Source organism: Stenotrophomonas sp. pho, from assembly GCF_006228405.1.
GTDB classification, from domain to species: Bacteria; Pseudomonadota; Gammaproteobacteria; order Xanthomonadales; family Xanthomonadaceae; genus Stenotrophomonas; species Stenotrophomonas sepilia.
In genome coordinates this window covers 1,784,500-1,806,022 of the sequence record NZ_CP029759.1, presented here as the reverse complement: position 1 = coordinate 1,806,022, position 21,523 = coordinate 1,784,500, and the positions used below count along the sequence as shown (strand labels likewise).

The window sequence follows — 21,523 nt, the reverse complement described above, 5'->3', positions numbered from 1 at the left end:
CTGCGAGCCGGCGCACTTCGCGGCGAACGTCGCGCAAAATGCTGCTATGCAGCAGGTTTCTGCGGGGTTATCGCGCAAAAAAACAAGTGCTAGCATCGAACCGGAAGTCCGCTGCACGAGCCTGCCCCAAGCGCGCGTGATGACGCGCGTTTTGCTTTTGATGGCCCGTGCGACCCATTGTTTCAGGAGATCTGCAATGAGCTTCATCGAACGCCTCGCCCCCCTGCGCAACCAGCCCGGCACCCGCCTCACTACCGGCCTGGACGATGCCACCCTGACCGCCCTGTCCGCCAACCACCCGCAGCTGATCGCCGCAGTGGACGCCGCCGCCGAGGAATTCGCGCGCGTGCAGGCCGACCTGGGGCCGCTGCTGGCACAGGACGAACAGGCACAGATCGACGCGATGCAGGACGGATTCGTCAATTTCTATGCCGATGACGCGGTGACCCCGTACGTGGCGCTGGCCGCGCGCGGCCCATGGGTGGTCACCCTGAAGGGCGCCGTGCTGTACGACGCCGGCGGCTACGGCATGCTCGGCTTCGGGCACACCCCGGACGCCGTGCTGGAGGCCATGGCGCGCCCACAGGTGATGGCCAACATCATGACCCCCAGCCTGTCGCAGCAGCGCTTCATCACCGCCCTGCGCGCCGAGATCGGCCACCGCCGTGGCGGCTGCCCGTTCGCCCGTTTCATGTGCCTGAATTCCGGCTCCGAAGCCGTCGGCCTGGCCGCGCGCATCGCCGACGTCAACGCCAAGCTGCAGACCGATCCTGGCGCACGTCACGCCGGCGCTACGATCAAGCGCGTGGTGGTCAAGGGCAGCTTCCATGGCCGTACCGACCGCCCTGCCCTCTATTCGGATTCCAGCCGCAAGAGCTACATGCAGCACCTGGCCAGCTACCGTGGCGAGGACTCGGTGATCACCGTGGCGCCTTACGACGAGGCCGGCCTGCGCAAGGTGTTCGAGGATGCTGCACGCAACCAATGGTTCATCGAAGCCGTATTCCTGGAGCCGGTGATGGGCGAAGGCGACCCGGGCCGTTCGGTGCCGCCGTCGTTCTATGCCGTTGCCCGTGAGCTGACCCGTGCGCATGGCAGCCTGCTGCTGCTCGACTCGATCCAGGCCGGCCTGCGCGCGCATGGCGTGCTGTCGGTGGTCGATTACCCGGGCTTTGAAGGCCTTGACCCGCCGGACATGGAGACCTATTCCAAGGCGCTCAACGCCGCGCAGTACCCGCTGTCGGTGCTGGCGGTGACCGAGCATGCTGCGCAGCTGTACCGCAAGGGCATCTACGGCAACACCATGACCAGCAACCCGCGTGCGCTGGACGTCGCCTGCGCCACCCTGGCACAGCTGACCCCACAGGTACGCGCCAACATCGCCGAGCGCGGTGCCGAGGCCGTGCGCAAGCTGGAACAGCTCAAGAGCGAGCTGGGCGGCCTGATCACCAAGGTGCAGGGCACCGGGCTGCTGTTCTCGTGCGAGCTGGCCCCGCAGTTCAAGTGTTATGGCGCCAACTCCACCGAGGAATGGCTGCGCCAGCACGGCATCAACGTGATTCACGGTGGTGAGAACTCGCTGCGCTTCACCCCGCACTTCGGCATGGACAGCCAGGAGCTGGACCTGCTGGTGGCCATGGTGGGCAGTGCCCTGCGTGAAGGCCCGCGCCGCGAGCAGGCCGCGGCGGCGTAAGCCATCGCTTTGGTAGAACCGGAGGCAGCGGCAGGAGCCGCTGCCAACGTCGCTGGCGACGGCCCGAAGGGTGATGGTCAGGACGACCGGCATCGCCTTGCTTGGCTGACGCCTTTGCCGTGATCTGAACGAAGGGCAGCCGAGCCCGGAACCATCCCCCGGAACGGAGGGCTCCGCGCGCATTGCGATGCGAGGTGGTGCAATGGCACCGCCGGTTAAACGCGGCGCGGCTCGGCGCTACAGAAGGCCTGTCAAGGCCTCATAATCCACTGACACCCCGTCTCTGACCGCCCTGCGGTCGGCGACGGGGCGTTTTCGTTTCCGGCCAAGAGACAGGAAGATCCATGAAATCGATCTGTGTGTACTGTGGTTCCAACGCTGGCAGCAAGCCGGCCTATACCGAACGCGCCATTGCACTGGGCGACCGCATTGCCCGCGATGGCCTGCGCCTGGTGTATGGCGGCGGCAACGTTGGCCTGATGGGTACCGTGGCCAACGCCGTGCTCGCCGCTGGCGGCGAGGTGACCGGCGTGATCCCGCGCCAGCTGGCCGACTGGGAAGTGGCCCACCGCGGCCTGACCGAACTGGAGATCGTCGGCTCGATGCATGAGCGCAAGTCGCGCATGTTCGACCTCGCCGATGGCTTCGTTGCCCTGCCCGGTGGCTTCGGCACCATGGAAGAGATCTTCGAGATGCTGACCTGGCGCCAGCTGGGCATCGGCAACAAGCCGTGCGCGTTCCTCGATGTGGAAGGTTTCTACGCGCCGCTGATCGGCATGATCGACCGCATGGTGGAAGAGCGTTTCCTGCATCCGGACCAGCGCCAGGACCTCTGGTACGGCTCGGACATCGAGGAAATGCTGGTGTGGATGCAGAACTACCAGCCGGCCCAGGCCTCGAAGTGGATCGACGAGAAACGTCGCTCGGCTCTGCGCTGAAGCGAACCGTCGCGGTGGCTCACGCCAGCGTCCGTGCCCACGGTGCGGGACGGCCCAGCAGGTATCCCTGGCCATAGTCGCAACCGAGTTCGCGCAGTGTCTGCCGCTGCGCCTCGGTCTCGATGCCTTCGCCAATGGTTTCGATGCCCAGGGTGCGGGCCAGTGACAGCACGCCTTCGACCAGCGCGCGCGTGCTCTGCACTTCCGGCCCGTGCAGGCCGGCGATGAAACTCTGGTCGATCTTCAATGTACTGATCGGGAATCGGTGCAGGTAGGACAGCGCAGAGAAGCCGGTACCAAAGTCGTCCAGCTGCACCTGGATGCCACGCTCGCGCAGGCCCTGCAGGATGCGCAGCGTGTGCGGCGCATCGTCCAGCAGCGCGACCTCGGTAATCTCCAGCCGCAGCCGGCGCGGATCGGCGCCACACGCGTCGAGCAGGCCGAATAGGCGGTCGCTGAACTCGGCCGAGCGGAAATGGCGCGGCGAAACGTTCACCGAGACATAGCTCTGCCCACCTTCGGCCAGGCGCGCGATGACCTGCTCGTAGATCAGCCAGTCGACCTGTTCGATCAGGCCGCTTTCCTCTCCCAGCTCCAGGAACGCGCCGGGCAACAGCAGGCCACGACGCTCGTGCTGCCAGCGGAGCAATGCCTCATGTCCCACCACTTCGCCATCGGACAGGCGCACGATCGGCTGGAAGAACGGAACGAAATCACGGTTGTTGATCGCGCGGCGCAGATCGGCTTCCAGGTCGAGGCTGCGCATGGCCTGTTCACGCATGTCCTCGTCGAAGATCGCGCAGCGGTCATGGCCCTGCGCCTTGGCCCGGTACATCGCCGCGTCCGCATCACGCAGCAGCTCCTCGCCGGTACGGTAGCGCGGATTCCACAGCGCGATGCCCAGGCTGCCGGACGGGAACAGTTCGCGGCCGGCGATCCACATCGACTCCTGCAGTGCCAGCAGCAGGCGCTGGCCGAAATCCAGTGCCTGTGCCAGGCCCTGCGGGCATTGCAGCAGTACCGCGAATTCATCACCGCCCAGCCGTGCCACCACATCATCGGCACCGGCCATCGATACGATGCGCTTGGCCACCTCCACCAGCATGCGGTCACCCGCGGCGTGGCCGATGCTGTCGTTGACCAGCTTGAAGCGATCCAGGTCGAGGAACAGCACGGCGAACACCGGCCCACCCTCGCGCCTGGCCAGCGCCAGCGCATCCTGCAGGCGATCGAGCAGGTGCAGCCGGTTGGGCAGGCCGGTCAGCGCATCGTGCATGGCCTGATGGGTCAGGCGTTGCTCGGCCCGCAGGCGCTCGCCGATCTGGCCGAGCAACTTCTCGTTGACCTCGGCCAGCTCACGCGTGCGTTCCTCCACGCGCTTTTCCAGTTCGGCATGCGCCAAACGCAGCCGTTGCTGGTCGCGCTGGCGCGCCAACCCGGTTCCGATGTTCTGCGCAACGAACGTCAACAGCCGCTGATCGTGCACGCTGAACGTACTGTTCTCGCTGTAACTCTGCACCACGATCGCACCGACCACCTCGTCATCGCGCAGCAGCGGCACGCCCAGCCAGCAATGCGAGCGCGCGCCGGATTCACGCACCTCGCCACTGGCCAGCAGCGCATCGATCTGGGCGCGTGAGGCCAGTAGGGGCCGCCGGTTGCGCACCACGTATTCGGTCAGGCCGCGACTGAACGGACGAGGTGCACGGCTGGCATTGTGCTCGTCCACCGAATAGACGAAGTCCAGGCCGTTGCCGCTTCCGTTCACCAGCGCGATATAGAAGTTGCGCGCATCGAGCAGGCGCCCGACCACGCCATGCACCTGCCCGTAGAACTGGGCCAGGCTGTCGGCCGACATCGCCATTTCGGCAATGTTGTACAGCGCGGTCTGCAGTTGCTCGGCGCGCCGGCGCTCCGCCACTTCATCCTGCAGGCTGTGGTTGGCGCGCTGCAGTTCCAGCGTACGCCGCTCCACCTGTTGCTCCAGCCGGACCTGCGCCTGGCGCCGATCCATCGCAGTCTGCACGTGCTGCGCGACAAAGCCCAGCAACGCCCGCTCGGCCTCGCCATAACGGGCCGCCAGCTCATAGCTCTGCACCACGATCGCGCCGCATACCCGGCCATCGCGCAGCATCGGCACACCCAGCCAGTCCAGGCTTTCGGGGCCACGCTGCGGGTCGTGCTCCTGCTCGACCACGCGCGCCAGCAGTTCGCGCGAGGGTCCGCTGAGCGGCTTGCCATGGCGCAGCAGCGCGACGGTCAAGCTGCGCGGCATCTCGGCGGCGTCATGGCTCTGCGTCGGGTCGGCGACGAAATCGTCGACCTGGTCGGCGAAGTACAGGAAGCGGATCTGGTCACGCACATCATCGTATTCAACGATGTAGCAGTTCTCGGCATACATCAGCGTGCCGAGCACGCCGTGCACGTGACGCAGCATCTCCGACATTTCCAGATCGGCGCCGGCCAGATCGGCGATCTGGAACAGCGCCTGCTGCAACCGTTCAGCTTCTTCCAGCGCCTTGATCTGCCCGGCCTGGCGGCCACGCTGCAGTGCCAGTTCCATGGCCTGACGGGCCAGCCCCCACCACGCCGCGGAAGGCACAGCGCCTTCCACCGACAACTGCAGGCGTGCACCGTCATGTTCCCAGCCATGGGAGCCGTCGCCGATGCCCGGCGCAGTGAACGCGCCTGCCGCCCCGTCGGCCGGCCACCCGCCCTGACCACGCCCGAGCTGCGGGTCGTCCCAGCCGACGCGGACCAAGGCCGTTTCCGGCAAAAGCGCATGCAACGCGCGCACCAGCGCCGTGCTCAGCACGGCCTCGTGTGGTGGCTCTTCCGCCGGTTCAGCATGCGTGGACAAATGACAATCTCTTGGCGCCGTCGATGCGTCGCCTCCCCTGAGCCGACGAGCATAGCGCGCCACCCGGGGGCAATGGAAGCCCGTAAACCCCGAATCGTGCGCCCGTACGTTTTTCCTGCCGTCCGCAGCCTCTTCCGAGCCATGACCCTCGCCCTGCCCGCCCCTGCCACCGGCTATGCGCCATCGCCTGCAGGCCTTACCCTGTACGCCGTGGAAGCCAGCGCACTGCCAACCGATGAAGCCTTGATGCTGGCCTGGGCCGGCGGCGACCTGCACGCGTTCGAAAGCCTGTATGCGCGCCATCGCAAGCGACTGTTCGGTTTCCTGCTGCGCCAACTGCGCGACAACGCGCTGGCCGAGGAGATCTTCCAGGACGTCTGGCAGCGGGTGATCAGCGCCCGTGCCGGGTGGCAGCCCGAAGCAGCGTTCAGCACCTGGCTGTTCCGCATCGCCCACAACCGCCTGAACGACCATTGGCGCGCCGCCCGCCATCGCCCTGCCGCACCGGCCGACGCCGACCTGCGCCTGGCCGCGATCGAGGACGGGCAGACCCCGGAAGCCGAACTTTCCGAATTCGAACAACGTCGCCGCATCCAGCTGGCGATGGAGCAATTGCCGCCGGAGCAGCGCGAAGTGCTGCAACTGCGGCTGGATCAGGAACTGAGCCTGGAGGAGATCGGCCAGATCACCGGCGTAGGCCGGGAAACCGTGAAATCGCGGCTGCGCTATGCGATGGACAAGCTGCGTGCGGGATTGAACGCATGAACCGAGACGAACCGCTGACGCCGGAAGAACGCGAGCTGGCCCGGCTGCTCGGCCGTCGCGCCGAGCAGGCACCACCGGCCGCACTGGACGCCGCCATCCTGGCCGCGGCACGTGCCGCGGTTGACGCTCCGGGTACCGATGTTGTTGCCTCTCCCGAGGCGCCGCGCAAGCAGCGCACAGGCCCGCGTTGGCCAGCGGTGTTCGGCATCGCCGCTTCGATGGTGTTCGCCATTGGCATCGCCTGGCAGCTGCGTCCTGAACCGCCACCGGTTCCGGCGGGCGAGACTGCTGTTGCCGCAGCACCGGCTGCGGCAGAAGACGTCGCGGCTGCCGATCAGGCCGCTGGAAGTGGTTCAGCCGACAGCGCAGTGGCGGTTGCGGAACCAGCCGCTGCTCCGGCAGCACCCGAGTCCGCCCCTGTTTCCGCTGCCCCGGCACCGGCCATCGCGCGTGCGCACAAGCCTGCGCCGGCCAAGACCGCTGAAGCGCCGGCCCAGGCTGCACGGTCCGTGGCCACAGATGCGGCCGCCGACACCTCCTTTGCGGCGCTCCCGCCCGCTCCGGCTGCAGCACCGCCAGCGCCACCTGCACCGGCCGCCTACTCGGCACCCGCACCCGCACCGGCATTCGCGCCAGCAGCGTCCGGGGCAATGAAAGCACGCACGGCCGCAGCACCGGCAACCAATGCCGCCGAGGCCGAGCGGACGCAGGCGCTGGATCGGGTGGAGATCACCTCGATGAAGCGTGAGGCGCCCAGCCGTTCCGCACCGGGCATCATGCGCCGCGGCAGCGACGCGGGCCTGAGCGCGGATGCCGTGCAGGCCGAGGTGGACGCCGACGCGCGACTGCCGCGCCGGCAGTGGCTGCAGAAGATCCGCGCGCGACGCGACGACGGCCAGCGCGATCTGGCCCGCGCCAGCCTGGAGCGCTACGTGCAGCAGTATCCGGAAGCCCGCCTGCCGCGCGACCTGCGCCCGTTGCTGGACGACTGAAGCAGAACGTGACCTCCGGCGACCCCGTAGAATGACGGGAATGCTCGATACCCTCGCCCAGCCTGTCAGCCACACGCTGGAAGTCAAACACAGTCGTTTCATCGCCCATGCTGCGCCGATCGACAGCGCCGCAGCGGCCATGGCGATCCTGCAGCAGGTTGCAGCAGCCGACGCGACCCACAACTGCTGGGCCTACCGGTACGGCCGGGACTACCGCTCCAGCGATGATGGCGAGCCCGCTGGAACGGCCGGACGACCGATCCTGGCGGCAATCGATGGCCAGGGTTTCGACCGTGTGATGGTGGTGGTGACGCGCTGGTTCGGCGGCATCAAGCTGGGCGCCGGTGGACTGGTGCGCGCCTACGGTGGCGCTGCCGCCGAGTGCCTGCGCACCGCCCCCGCCTGCCCCTGGTGGCGATGGCCCGGCTGCAGCTGCTGGCCGGCTTCGAGGACCTGGGCATCCTGCACGCCACCCTGCCCGCCTTCGGCGCCGGGAAACTCGATGAACAGTTCGATGCCAACGGCGTGTGCCTGCGGGCCGAATTGCCGGCCGATCAGGTCGATGCATTGAAAATCCGCCTGCGCGACGCCACCCGTGACCGTATCCGCATACAAGACGACAACCAGGATGACTGACAAGGACGACGCCCCTGCCTCGACCCCGCCGCTGCGCCGCCTTGGCAGCCTGCGGACGTTGTGGCCGTTCGTGCGCCGCCACAGCGGGTTGTTCACCGCCTGGCTGCTTGCCCTGGCGGTCTCTTCGGCCGCCACGCTGAGCCTGCCCCCGCCGTGAAGCAGATGATCGACCACGGCTTCACCAGCGGTGGCCAGATCAACCGTGCCTTCGCCCTGCTGATGCTGGTGGCGGTGGTGCTGGCACTGGCGACGGCCGCACGGTTCTTCTTCGTGTCGCTGCTGGGCGAGAAGGTCGTCGCCGACCTGCGCAGCCGCCTGTATGCACACCTGATCCAGCTCGGCGCCGGTTTCCACGACCGCAGCCGCAGCGGCGAACTGGTCTCGCGCCTGACCGCCGACAGCGAACTGCTGCGCAGCGTGGTCGGCTCGACCATGTCGGTCGCCCTGCGCAGCAGCGTAACCGTGGTCGGCAGCCTGGCGATGCTGTTCGTCACCAGCCCTCGGCTGGCCGCGTGGTCACTGCTCGGCATCCCGCTGGCGGTGCTGCCGATCATCGTCGGCGCGCGCAAGCTGCGTACGGTTGCGCGCAGCAGCCAGGACCGCATCGCCGATGCCAACAGCCTGGCCAGCGAGACGCTGGGCGCCGTGCGCACGGTGCAGGCGCATGCGCGCGAGCCCTATGAGCGCGGGCGCTTTGACAAGGCGCTGGGCGATGCCATCGGTGCCGCACGCCGGCGCATCGGTGCGCAATCGCTGGTTACCGCCAGTGCCATCCTGTTGGTGTTTGGCGCCATCGTTGGCGTGCTGTGGCTGGGCGCGCACGATGTCATCGACGGCCGCCTCAGTGCCGGCACGCTGGGCCAGTTCGTGTTGTACGCGCTGATCGGCGGCGGCTCGGTGGGCGCCCTGGCCGAAGTGTGGAACGAGCTGCAGCGTGCGGCCGGTGGCATGGGCCGTATCGGCGAGCTGCTGCAGGAAGACATCGAGATCCGTGCGCCGGCGCAGCCGCACGCACTGCCGCAACCGCTACGCGGCGAAATCCAGTTCGACGACGTGGTGTTCCACTACCCGCAGCGCCCGGACCAGGCCGCGCTGGACCACTTCAACCTGCATGTCCGCCCGGGTGAGACCGTGGCCCTGGTCGGCCCGTCGGGCGCAGGCAAGAGCACGGTGCTGTCGATGCTGCTGCGCTTCCACGATCCGGCCAGCGGCCGCATCTGCGTGGATGGCATCGACGTGCGCCAGGTCGATCCGGCCGAGCTGCGCGCGCAGCTGGCACTGGTACCGCAGCAGCCGACGCTGTTCGCAGCCAGTGCACGCGACAACATCCGCTACGGCAGGCTGCAGGCCAGCGACGCCGAGGTCGAGGACGCCGCACGTGCAGCAGAGGCCGATGGCTTCCTGCGGGCATTGCCGCAAGGCTACGACAGTGAACTGGGCGAGCGCGGCGCACGCCTGTCCGGTGGCCAGCAGCAGCGCGTGGTGATCGCCCGCGCGTTGCTGAAGGATGCGCCGATCCTGCTGCTCGATGAGGCCACCAGCGCACTGGATGCGCAGAGCGAGCATGGCGTGCAGCAGGCACTTGAGCGGCTGATGGCCGGTCGCACCACGCTGGTCATCGCCCACCGCCTGGCCACCGTGCTCAAGGCCGACCGCATCGTGGTGATGGACCAGGGCCGTATCGTCGCCGAAGGTACCCATGCGCAGCTGCTGGCCGAAGGCGGACTGTACGCTGAACTGGCACGACTGCAGTTCATCGATTGATGACGGCCGGCTAACATCGGCAAGACCAAGCTGGCCGCGCACCCGCAGCATCCGCTGAAGGAGGTACGCGATGTCGTTCCGTCAGTTCCCCGCCGTCGACAGTAATGGCGAAAGCCACATCATCATCGAATTCAAGCCCGAGGCAAACGGCAGCGGGCACCACTCCGAAGCCACGCCGCGCTATGAGCTGGATGACGGGCGCCAGCTGGTGCGCAATGGGCGTGAGTTCACCACCAGTGGTGGTGAACTGCGGTTGACGATTTGAGGTTCGCCGGGCATGGCCCGGCGCTACCGCATTCGTGCTGCTCCGCGCTCGCGCTACCGGATCTCCATCCTCCGCTCTGGCAGGTATCGACCTTGGTCGACACGCTTTTGGCCAAAAGCACCCGAGCATGGTTCGACCCTACAGAAAAGCGTGGCCAATTTTTCGCCAGGCATCTTGACAGCCTTTGCCAGCAAGGGCTGAGAGAGGTTATCCACACGTTTGCTCAGGATCCATCCACACCGCCTGTGGATGAATGTGGTCAGCCGAGCACCCGCCCGATGCCGCTGGCGTCCACTTCCGCGGCCGCCCGGGTGATCGCTGCCGGATCACTGCCGGCGATGAACCCGATGCGGAAGTGCACTTCGCCACCAGGCGTACGTGAGGAATGGATCGAGGCCAGGCTGATGCGATGCTGCTCGAACACGTTCAGCAGCTCGCGCAGCGAGCCGGGCCGATCTTCCGGCAGGTGTACTGACAGCGCGTTGCGCTCGGTCAGGTCAGCCAGCAGATAGCCCACGCGTTCGAACGTGTAGTTGCCGTCCACCAGCGCCTGCTCGCCGAAGGCAGTGCGATTGGCCGACAGCAGCTGCTCGCGGAATGCACCACGTGCACCGTCGTCACCCTGCACGACCTGCGCCTGCAATGCCTGCAGCTGGCCCACCAGCCGCTCCAGCATCGGCGCCACGTACGGGTTGCCGAACTGGATGTCTTCGTAGATCGCCGGGTTGAGCGACAGGATGCGCGAAATGATCGCCGTATCCAGCTCGAACGATGCCGAACGGTACGGCATCATCGCAGTCAGATCGCCCAGCTGCGGCTGGTACTGGCGCAACACGCCGGCCTGGGCCAGATGGGTGGCATGCACCATCGCCTGCACCAGCGCCATCATCTGGTCGTGGTGCTGCGGCGTGGCCCGCACGCACTCGGCCTGCAGCGCGGCGCACAGCGTATCGACCCACGCCTGCCAGAGCTGCAGCCGCGCTTCGCAGACCACCATCACCCTGCCCTTCAGGGTCGGCGCCTTCGGCGGCGCGGTCATCGGGTGCAGGCCGACCACTTCGGCCCGCGACGCCAGCATCGCCTGCACCGGCGCCTCCTTTACCGAGGTCACATCCAGCCACAGCCTGCCCTGCTCGCGGCCCGCCGATTGCCGCACGTACTCGGCGATCAACGCCGGGGTGTGCCGGATCGGTGCCGAGAACACCAGCACATCGGCCTGCGCCAGCAGGTGTTCCGGCGTGTGCGAACCTGGGTCGGCCGGATCGTGGCCGATCACCTGCAACTGCAGGTGCTGCTGGAAGAAGCGGGTCAGCCAGCGCCCGTAGGCGCCAGCGCTGCCGACGATGCCGACCGTGCGCGGCGTGCGTGGGTCCAGGCCGCTCATGCAACGCGTTCGGCGCGGAAGCGCGTGCCTTCGGCCAGCGCCGCCGGCGCGGCGGCGACCACGTCGAATTCCTCGAAGCCGTTGTCCAGGGTCGCCTCCAGCGCCGCATGGGTGCCGGCAATCGCACGCGAAATCGCCTGCTGCATCGATTCGCCGCGCAGCAGGAACGACACCACCAGCGACATCAGCACATCACCGGTACCCGCCACGTCCAGCGGCAGCAGCGGCGAGGTCCAGCGCCAGGTTTCCTCGCGGCCGACGGCCAGGGTCACCAGTTCACCCGGGCTGCCGCCCACGCTGTGCGCGATCACCCAATGCGGGCCGCGATCCAGCAGCGTGCGCGCGGCGGCGATGGCATCGGCCTCGGCCAGCGCCGGCATGCCGGTCAGGCGATTCAGTTCGAAAGCGTTCGGCGTCACCAGCCAGGCATGCGGCAACAGGCGCTCGGCGAAGATCGCTTCCAGCCCGGGTTCCACGTAGGGGCCGGTGTGCGTGTCGCCAATCACCGGGTCCAGGCAATAGCGCAGCTGCGGGCAGGCCGGCAGGATGTCGTCCAGCCAGTCTGCGAAGGCGGCCCCGTTGGCGGTGCTGCCGAAATAGCCGGAGACGAGCATTTTCGCCCGCTGCGGCAGGCCGCGCTCGTGGGTGCCCAGCAACAGGTCGGCGAACCAGTCAGCGGGCAGCACGCGGCCACGCGTGGTGTCGTAGAAAGGCGCATTGCTCAGCAGCACGGTCGGGATATCCGCCACGCGCACGCCCAGCGCGCGCATCGGCGGTACGGCGGCACTGTTGCCGGCGTGGCCGTAGACAAGTTGCGACTGGACCGAGATGACATCGATCGGCGACGGGCCATCCGGCCGCTGGCGGCGGCCGTGGACCAGGTGGTTATCAAGGGATTCGCTCATGGCCGCATTCTACGCCCGGTGGAGTGTTCGGCAGGGCTTGCAGCCCTGCACCTGCCGAAGCTGCAAGCAACGGCAACGGCAAAAGCGAGCTATCCGTGGGGTGGCGGGGCGGTGTGGGTGGTCAGGACACGCCGTAAACCCATCCATGGGGGCTCGATGGCGCCATCCATGGCGCCAACGGTCCTGCCCACCCACCCCGCCAATCCACGGATAGCGCGCTTCGGCTGTTGCCGTTGCCTCTGCGGGTGCAGGGCTGCAAGCCCTGCAAACCAAACCCTCTCAGCGAGCAGCAGGCCGCGACGGCGGCAACCACGCCGCCACGATGCCCAGCAACGGCAGGAACGCGGTCAGCTGGTAGACGTACTCGATGCTGGTTCTGTCCGCCAGCAGGCCGAGCACGGCGGCACCCAGCCCGCCCATACCGAACGCGAAACCGAAGAACAGGCCGGACACCATGCCGATGCGGTGCGGCATCATCTCCTGCGCATAGACCACGATCGCCGAGAACGCCGAAGACAGCACGAAGCCGATCAGCACCGCCAGCACCGTCGTCCACAACAGGTCGGCATGCGGCAGCATCAGCGCGAACGGCGCCACGCCGAGGATCGAGGTCCAGATGATCGGCTTGCGGCCGATCCGGTCACCCAACGGGCCGCCGAGGAAGCCGCCAGCGGCGGACGCCACCAGGAACGCGAACAGGTGCAGCTGCGCCTGCGCCACCGGAATGCCGAAATGGTGGATCAGGTAGAAGGTGAAGTAGCTGCCGATGCTGGCCATGTAGAAGTACTTGCTGAAGATCAGCACCAGCAGGATCGCCAGCACCTTGGCCACCGTGCGTGGTGGATGGCGCGGCGCCATCGAGGCGGTACTGGCCGGGCGCGGCGTGCCCAGATGCAACGCGTACCAGCGGCCAACATAGGTCAGCAATGCGATGCCGATCAGGGCCGCGCCTGCGAACCACGACGCGGCATGCTGGCCGTACGGCACGATCACTGCCGCCGCAATCAGCGGGCCCAACGCGGTACCGAAATTGCCCCCACCTGGAACACCGACTGTGCGAAGCCATGACGGCCGCCCGAGGCGAGCCGCGCGATGCGCGAGGCCTCCGGATGGAAGATCGCCGAGCCGATGCCGACCATTGCCGCTGCCAGCAGCACCATCGCGTAGTTCGGCGCGAAGCCGAGCAGCAGCATGCCGCACAAGGTCGAGGCCATGCCGATCGGTAGCGAATACGGTGCCGGGCGGCGGTCGGTGGCTACACCGATCAACGGCTGGAAGATCGACGCAGTGAGCTGATAGGTCAACGTGATCAGGCCGATCTGGGTGAAGCTGAGATTGAAGCCACCCTTGATCACCGGATAGATGGCCAGGATCAGCGACTGCATCATGTCGTTGACGACGTGCGAGGTGGAAATGGCGGCCAGCACGCCGGGGCCGCCGGGCGTGAGGTCGTTGCGGGAGAAGCCAGGGTGGACATGGACGCAGTCAGGTTGGGGGCGAGCCCCGCATGCTACGGTTGCCCTTCCCTCCCTTCTGCCGCGTTCAGGTCATGCCCTATCGCAAAAAGGACATAGCCAGTGACGTCGATCCGGCCGCGCCCTGGCGGGAGGTTCCACTGCATCGCCCGGTCACCTATCGGGTCACCCAGTACCCCGTAGGTACCCACATCCCTGGTCACAAGCATCAGCGCCACCAGCTGGTCTACGCCATCTCCGGCCTGATGGTGGTGCGGTCGGAAGTCGGGCGCTGGGTGGTGCCATCGAACCGCGCGATCTGGATGCCGGCCGGCATGGTGCACGCGGTGGACTGCATCGCCGCCGTGCACATGCGCAGCCTGTACATCGACCCGCCGTTTGCCCCGCACCTGCCGACCGAGCCGTTCGCGGTGCAGGTGTCGCCCCTGCTGCGCGAGCTGCTGCAGGCCGCCACGCTGGTCAAGGGCGAGCACATCGAGGACAGCCGCGATGGCCGCGTGGTGCGCCTTCTGCTGGACGAACTGCATCGCATGGACGTGCTGCCTCTGCACCTGCCTGCGCCAAGCGACCCGCGCCTGCTGCAGATCTGCCAACACCTGCAGAAGCACCCCGGCGACGACGCCACACTGCAGGACTGGGCACAGGCGCTGGAGGTGGACGTGAAAACCATCCAGCGGCGCTTCGCCACCGAGCTGGGCATGACCTTCGGCCAGTGGCGGCAGCAGGCACGGCTGCTGGCCGCGATGGAACGGCTGGCGGTCGGTGACAAGGTCATCGATGTCGCGCTGGCGACGGGCTACGACAGCCCCAGCGCGTTCACCAGCATGTTCAAGCGCCAGCTGGGGCAGACACCTGCGGCGTTTTTCCGGTAACGCCGTCCACGCATGGCGTGGATCCACCATCGCGGCGCATGCCCGGCGGAAACCATCGCAGATCGCAAACGAGAACGCCGGGCATGGCCCGGCGCTTCCGCTCAACGCTTCCGTTGAAAAACTCAGGACGTCATCCGGTCCCAGAAGCCCTTCACGCCGTCGATGAAAGTGGCCGATTTCGGCGAATGCTTGCGCGCTTCCTCGCCGACGAAGGTGGCTTCGAACTGTTCCAGCAGCTTGCGCTGCTCGTTGGTGAGGTTCACCGGCGTCTCCACCACCACGCGGCAGTACAGGTCGCCTTCGCTGCGGCTGCGCACCGAACGCACGCCCTTGCCGCGCAGGCGGAACAGCTTGCCGGTCTGGGTCTCGGCCGGGATACGGATCTCCGCTTCGCCGCCGAGGGTGGCCACGCGCACGGTGTCGCCAAGCGCCGCCTGCGAGATGCGGATCGGCACTTCGCAGTGCAGATCATCGCCATCGCGCTGGAAGATGGCATGCTCGCGCACGCGCACTTCCACGTACAGATCACCCGGCGGCGTGCCGGCCGGGCCGGCCTCGCCCTCGCCCTGCAGGCGGATGCGATCGCCGGTGTCGACGCCGGCCGGCACCTTCACCGACAGCACCTTGTCTTCCTCGACACGGCCGTTGCCGTGGCAGGTCTTGCAGGGCTTGGCGATGATCTGGCCACGGCCGCCGCAGTTGTGGCAGGCCTGCTGCATGGCGAAGATGCCGCGCTGGATGCGCACCTGACCACGGCCATGGCACACGTTGCAGGTCTCGACCTTGCCGTCTTCGGAGCCACTGCCATCGCAGTCGCCGCATTCGGCCAGGGTCGGGATCTCGATCCGGCGCTCGACGCCGCGCACGGCCTCTTCCAGGTCCAGTTCCATCACGTAGCCGATGTCGGCGCCGCGACGGGCCTGGCGCGGACCACCGCCGCCACCGCCAAAAATGTTGCCGAAGATATCGCCGAAGATATCGTTCATGTCCGGGCCGCCCGGACCACCACCACCCATGCCATGCTCGAACGCGGCGTGGCCGTGGCTGTCGTACATGCGGCGCTTGTTGCCGTCGGACAGTACTTCGTAGGCTTCCTTGCACTCCTTGAAGGAGGCTTCGGCCGCCGTATCGCCCGGGTTGCGGTCCGGGTGGAACTTCATCGCGCAGCGACGGTAGGCCTTCTTCAGCTCTTCGTCGGTGGCGGTGCGGGCAACGCCCAGCACTTCGTAGTAATCGCGCTTGCTCATATCGTGAATCGGGTTCCGGAACGTCGGGATTCGTCAAAGCGGAAGAGCGGAACCAGGTCCGCTCTTGCGTCGGGCGCCCCGACACGCCGGTAGGCGGTCAGGACCCTGATGCGACAACGGGACGCTGGTGGCCAGCGTCCCGCGTCGGTCCGGATCAGGACTTCTTGTCGTCCTTGACTTCGGTGAACTCAGCGTCGACCACGTCGTCCTGCGCCTTGCCGGCATTGCCGGCGTCGGCACCCGGGGCACCGCCCTGGTCGGCCGAAGCAGCGGCGAACAGCGACTGGCCAGCTTCTTCCAGTGCCTTCGACTTGGCTTCGATCTGTGCCTTGTCGTCGCCCTTCATCGCGGTTTCCAGGTCAGCCAGCGCCGCCTCGACCTTGCCGATGACATCGCCGCCGACCTTGCTGCCGTGCTCGGTGATGGCGCTGCGGGTGCCGTGGATCAGGGCGTCGGCCTGGTTGCGGGCCTGCACCAGTTCCTGGAACTTCTTGTCTTCTTCGCGGTTGGCTTCCGCGTCGGCGACCATGCGCGCGATCTCCTCCTCGGACAGGCCCGAACCGGCCTTGATCTCGACCTTCTGTTCCTTGTTGGTCTTCTTGTCCTTGGCCGACACGTGCAGGATGCCGTTGGCGTCGATGTCGAAGGACACTTCCACCTGCGGCAGGCCGCGCGGGCCGGCTCGATGCCGGACAGGTCGAACTTGGCCAGCGACTTGTTGAAGCGGGCCTGTTCGCGCTCACCCTGCAGCACGTGCACGGTCACGGCCGACTGGTTGTCCTCGGCGGTGGAGAACACCTGCGAGGCCTTGGTCGGGATGGTGGTGTTCTTCTCGATGATCTTGGTGAACACGCCACCCATGGTTTCGATACCCAGCGACAGCGGGGTCACGTCCAGCAGCAGCACGTCCTTGACGTCGCCGCCCAGCACGCCGCCCTGGATCGCCGCACCCAGTGCCACGGCTTCGTCCGGGTTGACGTCCTTGCGCGGTTCCTTGCCGAAGAACTCGGTCACCGCCTGCTGCACCTTCGGCATGCGGGTCTGGCCGCCGACCAGGATCACTTCGCTGATGTCGCTCGAACGCAGGCCGGCATCGTTCAGGGCGACGCGGCACGGCTCGATCGACTTCTTGATCAGGTCGTCCACCAGTGCTTCCAGCTTGGCGCGGGTCAGCTTGATGTTCAGGTGCTTCGGACCCGACGCGTCAGCGGTGACGTACGGCAGGTTCACTTCGGTCTGCTGGGCGCTGGACAGCTCGATCTTGGCGCGCTCGGCAGCATCCTTCAGGCGCTGCAGGGCCAGCGGATCCTTGCGCAGGTCGATGCCCTGGTCCTTGTTGAATTCTTCAACCAGATATTCGATGACGCGGTTGTCGAAGTCTTCGCCACCCAGGAAGGTGTCGCCGTTGGTGGCCAGCACTTCGAACTGCTTCTCGCCGTCGACATTGGCGATCTCGATCACCGAGACGTCGAAGGTGCCGCCGCCCAGGTCGTACACCACGATCTTGCGATCCTTGTTGTCGCCCTTGTCCAGGCCGTAGGCCAGCGCAGCCGCGGTCGGCTCGTTGATGATGCGCTTGACGTCCAGGCCGGCGATGCGCCCGGCGTCCTTGGTCGCCTGGCGCTGGCTGTCGTTGAAGTAGGCCGGCACGGTAATGACCGCTTCGGTGACCTTCTCACCGAGGAAGTCCTCGGCGGTCTTCTTCATCTTCTCCAGCACCTTGGCCGAGATTTCCTGCGGGGCCATCTTCTTGCCGTCGCTGGTGGCGACCCAGGCATCGCCATTGTCATGGGCCAGGATGCTGTACGGGACGTGGGCGATGTCCTTCTGCACCTCGCCATCGGTGAACTTGCGGCCGATCAGGCGCTTCACCGCATAGAAGGTGTTCTTCGGGTTGGTCACGGCCTGGCGCTTGGCCGAGGCACCGACCAGGACTTCGCCGTCCTTGGTGTAGGCGACGATCGACGGGGTGGTGCGATCGCCTTCCGAATTCTCGATGACGCGGGCCTTGCCGCCGTCCATGATCGCCACGCACGAGTTGGTGGTGCCGAGGTCGATACCAATGATCTTGCCCATGGGGGAGACTCCTGAGGATGCTTGTTGGGGTCAGTCCGGCCGTTCGGCCGGTGGATGAATACGATGTGGGGGAGGCCCGTGGAACATTCAAGCCACCTCCCGAACGCTGTGTTTCCGACGATCCGGCGCATTCAGCGTCGGGTCGGGTGACGGGTCTGTCCGCCGCCCGGCCCTGCCGGATCAGTCGGCGGCCACCACCACCAGCGCCGGCCGCAGCAGGCGCTCGTTGAGCAGGTAGCCCTTCTGGAACACGGTCACCACGCTGCCCGGGGCAGCGCCCGGGGTCGGCACCTGGCTGATGGCCTGGTGGTGTTCCGGGTTGAACGGCTGGCCGATCGGATCCAGCAGCGCCAGGCCGTTGTCGGCGGCGACCTTCAGCAGCTGCTTGTAGGTCAGCTCCAAGCCTTCGCGCAGCGGGTGCGGGTCGTCGCCGGCGGCCTTCAGGCCGGCATCCAGGCTGTCGAACACCGGCAGCAGCTCGCCCAGCAGCTTCTCGTTGGCGAACTTGCGGGCCTGCTCGATGTCACGGGCAACACGCTTGCGCTGGTTTTCCAGGTCGGCGCGCTCACGCAGCGCATCGGCCTTGACCTGCTCGACTTCGGCGCGCAGGCGCTCGACTTCGTCGTTGACGCCGGCGGTGGCAGCCGCATCGGCGGCACTCTGCTGGGATTCGATATCTGGATGTTCGTGGTTCATGTCTGGGTCCCTGGCGGTCACTCTCCGCCTCCACCCACCCTAGTGTGGGCGGGATGCTGCGTTTCAAGCGTCGGATGTTCCCGGCGTGCGTCCGGCCGGTGAAAAGGCCGCGCCAAGCACATCGGCGGTGGCCTGGACCAGCGGGATCACCCGGTCGTAGGCCATCCGCTTGGGACCGATCACGCCCAGCACGCCCAGCACCTGGCCATTGGCGGTGTACGGGGCAGTGACCAGCGAGACGCCCTGCAGCGGCATCATTCCGGTCTCTTCGCCGATGAAGATGCGCACCCCCGGCGCCTGGATGGTCCGCTCCAGCAGCTGCAGGATCTCGCGCTTGCTGGAGAACAGCTCGAACAGTTCGCGCAGGCGCTCCAGGTCGGACAGGTCCTGCACGCCCATCAAGCGGGTCTGCCCGGCCACCAGCATGTCGTCGGCCGCCGGCTGCAGGGCCTGCTCGGCCAGTTCGATGCTGTGGGCCAGCAACTGCTCCAGTTCGGACCGGGCGTCGCGCAGCTCCAGCAGCAGTCGGGTACGGATCTCGGCCATCGGCAGGCCGGCGAAATGCGCATTGAGGTAGTTGGCGACCTGCTCCAGCTGGCCTGGCGCAAACTCCTGCCGGGTCTCGATCACCCGGTTCTGCACCTCGTTGTCGGCAAATACCAGGATCGCCAGCACCCGGCGCCCATCCAGCGCCACGAAATCGATCTGGCGGAAGGCGAACTGCTCGCGCCGCGGTGCGCTGACCACGCCGACGAAGTGGCTCATCGCCGACAGCAGCTCCGAGGCGCTGCCGAGCAGGGCCTGGGTGCTGCCGCCACCGGCCAGTTCCTGGCGCAACCGGGCCAGCTCGCCCTCGCCCGGCGGCTGCATCTGCAGCAGGCTGTCGACGAACACCCGGTAGCCATGCGCGGTCGGGACGCGGCCGGCCGAGGTATGTGGCGAGGCCAGCAGGCCCAGATCCTCCAGGTCGCCCAGGATGTTGCGGATGGTGGCCGGGCTGACCTCCAGGCCGGCCACGCGCGCCAGCGTCTGCGAGCCGACCGGCTCGCCGTCCTGGATATATCGCGCGATCAGCGTGCGCAGCAGGTGGCGCGCACGCGGGGCAAGCTGGTCGGGAGAACCGTGCATGGAATCAACCTGTGAGACACGGACACTAGATAATGGCGGCGCATCGCCTTGGCAAGTCATTGGACCTCCCGCGCCCGCGTGCTAGCGTTGCGCGGCTGCTGACACCCCTTACCCATGCTCAGACATCTTTCGATCAAGGATTTCGCCGTCGTCCGCGCCACCGAACTGGAGTTCGGGCCAGGCATGACCGTGGTTTCAGGCGAGACTGGCGCCGGCAAGTCGCTGATGGTCGACGCACTGGGCTTCCTGTCCGGCCTGCGCGCTGACAGCGGCGTGGTCCGCCATGGTGCCGCACGCGCCGAGCTTTCCGCCGAGTTCGCGCTGGAGCAGCTGCAGGCCGCCCGCCAGTGGCTGGCCGACAACGAGCTGGACGACGAGGACCAATGCCAGCTGCGCCGCGTGATCCGCGCCGACGGCGGCTCGCGGGCCTGGATCAATGGCCGCCCGGTGACGCTGGCACAGCTGGGCGACCTGGCCTCGCTGCTGGTGGAGATCCACGGCCAGCATGAACAGCAGGCGCTGCTGGCGCGCCCGTCGCAGCTGGCCCTGCTGGATGCCTATGCCGGCAACGAGAACGAGCGCCGCCAGGTGCGCCACGCCGCCGCGGCCTGGCAGGCACTGGTCGATGAATCGCTGGCGTTGTCGCAACAGGGCGACGTCAGTGACCGGATCGGCTTCCTGGAGCACCAGCTGCGCGAACTGGACCGCGAGGACCTGGAACCGGAATCGATTGCCGCGCTTGGCGCCAGCCACCGTCGCCAGGCCCACGCCAGCGCCCTGCTGAGCGCCTGCCAGGCGGCCAGCAACCAGCTCAACGGTGAAGACGGCAGCTCCGCGCTGGACCTGCTGCAGCAAGTGCGCCACGAGCTGTCGCGGCTGGTCGAGCACGACCCGCGCCTGGGCGAGGTGGACGGCCTGATCGAGAACGCCTCGATCCAGCTGCACGAAGCCCTGTCGCTGCTGGACCGGGTGCATGACGACCTCGACGCCGACCCGGAACAGTTCGAGGAGAACGAGCGCCGCCTCGGCCGCCTGCACGACCTAGCCCGCAAGCACCGCGTGCCGATGGACGAGCTGGGCGCGCAACGTGAGCGCATGCATGCCGAAGTGGAGCAACTGCGCGGTGCCGATGAGCGCCTGCAGCGCCTGGCCGGCGAGATCGACAAGGCCGCCGCCGCCTGGCGCGTACAGGCTGAAGTGCTGACCGCCAGCCGCCGCAGCGCCGCTGCCGAACTGTCGGCCACCACCACCGGCATCATCGCCGAGCTCGGCATGGGCGGCGGCCAGTTCCTGATCGAACTGGAGCCACAGGACAGCGGCAAGCCCGACCCGCAGGGTGCCGAGCGCGTCGAGTTCCTGGTGGCGGCCAACGCCGGCCAACCGCCGCGCGCCCTGCGCAAGGTGGCCTCGGGCGGTGAACTGTCACGTATTTCGCTGGCCATCGAAGTGGCCTCGCTGGACCTGGATGCGGTGCCGACCATGGTGTTTGACGAGGTCGACTCCGGCATCGGCGGCGCGGTGGCTGACATCGTCGGCCAGAAGCTGCGCGCGCTCGGCGAGAAGCGCCAGGTACTGTGCGTGACCCACCTACCGCAGGTCGCCTCCAAGGGCCACGCCCATTACCGGGTCAGCAAGGCCCCGGTGGAAGGCATGACCCAGAGCGCAGTGGAAAAGCTGGACAACAAGGCGCGCGAAGAAGAGCTGGCGCGCATGCTCGGCGGCGTGGAAGTGAGCAAGGAAGCGCGCGCCGCCGCCCGCAAGCTGCTGCAGGCCTGAGGCCTGTTCACGGTTATCCACGCATGGCGTGGATCTACAACCCACCCGCAC

13 protein-coding genes and 4 pseudogenes are annotated in these 21,523 nt (G+C 67.4%); 9 read left to right on the top strand and 8 right to left on the bottom strand.

The window, feature by feature from the left end; all coding sequences use genetic code 11:
• Positions 1–196: 196 nt before the first annotated feature.
• Both DL544_RS08550 and DL544_RS08545 read left to right on the top strand, forming a co-directional pair.
• Positions 197–1,693, top strand: coding sequence for an aminotransferase class III-fold pyridoxal phosphate-dependent enzyme (locus DL544_RS08550; protein ID WP_139726989.1), 1,497 nt, complete (start codon positions 197–199; stop codon positions 1,691–1,693).
• A 344-nt stretch (positions 1,694–2,037) separates the two neighbouring features.
• On the top strand, positions 2,038–2,631 hold the full coding sequence (locus DL544_RS08545) for an LOG family protein (RefSeq protein WP_005416197.1): 594 nt from the start codon (positions 2,038–2,040) through the stop codon (positions 2,629–2,631).
• Positions 2,632–2,650: 19 nt separating this feature from the next.
• Here the strand turns inward: DL544_RS08545 and DL544_RS08540 are convergent, their stop codons facing one another.
• Positions 2,651–5,491, bottom strand: a complete 2,841-nt coding sequence (locus DL544_RS08540) for a bifunctional diguanylate cyclase/phosphodiesterase (protein WP_065195920.1) — start codon at positions 5,489–5,491, stop codon at positions 2,651–2,653.
• Between the two features lie 246 nt (positions 5,492–5,737).
• Between DL544_RS08540 and DL544_RS08535 the strand changes: the two genes are divergently transcribed.
• The 5 genes and pseudogenes from DL544_RS08535 to DL544_RS08515 all read left to right on the top strand — a co-directional run bounded on the left by DL544_RS08535 (position 5,738) and on the right by DL544_RS08515 (position 9,913).
• Positions 5,738–6,256: an RNA polymerase sigma factor gene (locus tag DL544_RS08535; protein ID WP_229298559.1), complete on the top strand. Its 519-nt coding sequence runs from the start codon at positions 5,738–5,740 to the stop codon at positions 6,254–6,256.
• A complete protein-coding gene (locus tag DL544_RS08530) occupies positions 6,253–7,248 on the top strand; it encodes a hypothetical protein (RefSeq protein WP_065185188.1) in 996 nt (331 codons plus the stop codon). The genes DL544_RS08535 and DL544_RS08530 overlap by 4 nt, the downstream gene beginning before the upstream one ends.
• Before the next feature lie 40 nt (positions 7,249–7,288).
• Positions 7,289–7,884: pseudogene (locus DL544_RS08525) on the top strand (IMPACT family protein).
• Positions 7,877–9,648 (top strand): annotated as a pseudogene (locus tag DL544_RS08520) (ABC transporter transmembrane domain-containing protein). The pseudogenes DL544_RS08525 and DL544_RS08520 overlap by 8 nt, the downstream one beginning before the upstream one ends.
• 70 nt (positions 9,649–9,718) lie before the next feature.
• Entirely contained in the window at positions 9,719–9,913 is a 195-nt protein-coding gene (locus DL544_RS08515; RefSeq protein ID WP_005416191.1) for a hypothetical protein, read from the top strand.
• Between the two features lie 259 nt (positions 9,914–10,172).
• Here the strand turns inward: DL544_RS08515 and DL544_RS08510 are convergent, their stop codons facing one another.
• The 3 genes and pseudogenes from DL544_RS08510 to DL544_RS08500 all read right to left on the bottom strand — a co-directional run bounded on the left by DL544_RS08510 (position 10,173) and on the right by DL544_RS08500 (position 13,679).
• Positions 10,173–11,297 carry a prephenate dehydrogenase gene (locus DL544_RS08510; protein WP_065195917.1) on the bottom strand — a complete coding sequence of 375 codons (1,125 nt, stop codon included), beginning with the start codon at positions 11,295–11,297 and terminating at the stop codon, positions 10,173–10,175.
• The gene (pdxY, locus tag DL544_RS08505) at positions 11,294–12,202 is read right to left on the bottom strand and encodes a pyridoxal kinase (protein WP_139726988.1); all 909 of its coding nucleotides are present in this window, start codon (positions 12,200–12,202) and stop codon (positions 11,294–11,296) included. The genes DL544_RS08510 and pdxY overlap by 4 nt, the downstream gene beginning before the upstream one ends.
• A gap of 279 nt (positions 12,203–12,481) precedes the next feature.
• Positions 12,482–13,679 (bottom strand): annotated as a pseudogene (locus DL544_RS08500) (MFS transporter).
• Positions 13,680–13,751: 72 nt separating this feature from the next.
• On the opposite strand from DL544_RS08500, the gene DL544_RS08495 reads away from it, so the two are divergent.
• A complete protein-coding gene (locus tag DL544_RS08495) occupies positions 13,752–14,549 on the top strand; it encodes an AraC family transcriptional regulator (protein WP_139726987.1) in 798 nt (265 codons plus the stop codon).
• A 122-nt stretch (positions 14,550–14,671) separates the two neighbouring features.
• Here DL544_RS08495 and dnaJ read toward each other — a convergent pair whose 3' ends face one another.
• The 4 genes and pseudogenes from dnaJ to hrcA all read right to left on the bottom strand — a co-directional run bounded on the left by dnaJ (position 14,672) and on the right by hrcA (position 19,696).
• A complete protein-coding gene (dnaJ, locus tag DL544_RS08490; RefSeq protein WP_065179664.1) occupies positions 14,672–15,796 on the bottom strand; it encodes a molecular chaperone DnaJ in 1,125 nt (374 codons plus the stop codon).
• A gap of 154 nt (positions 15,797–15,950) precedes the next feature.
• Positions 15,951–17,872: pseudogene (gene dnaK, locus DL544_RS08485) on the bottom strand (molecular chaperone DnaK).
• Positions 17,873–18,052: 180 nt separating this feature from the next.
• Positions 18,053–18,568 carry a nucleotide exchange factor GrpE gene (gene grpE, locus DL544_RS08480; protein WP_005416181.1) on the bottom strand — a complete coding sequence of 172 codons (516 nt, stop codon included), beginning with the start codon at positions 18,566–18,568 and terminating at the stop codon, positions 18,053–18,055.
• A gap of 63 nt (positions 18,569–18,631) precedes the next feature.
• Positions 18,632–19,696 carry a heat-inducible transcriptional repressor HrcA gene (gene hrcA / locus DL544_RS08475; protein WP_005416180.1) on the bottom strand — a complete coding sequence of 355 codons (1,065 nt, stop codon included), beginning with the start codon at positions 19,694–19,696 and terminating at the stop codon, positions 18,632–18,634.
• 114 nt (positions 19,697–19,810) lie between these two features.
• Here hrcA and recN point away from each other — a divergent pair, with 114 nt between their 5' ends.
• Complete coding sequence (gene recN, locus DL544_RS08470; RefSeq protein ID WP_139726986.1) at positions 19,811–21,472, top strand: DNA repair protein RecN; 1,662 nt, start codon at positions 19,811–19,813, stop codon at positions 21,470–21,472.
• The last annotated feature ends 51 nt before the right edge of the window (positions 21,473–21,523 follow it).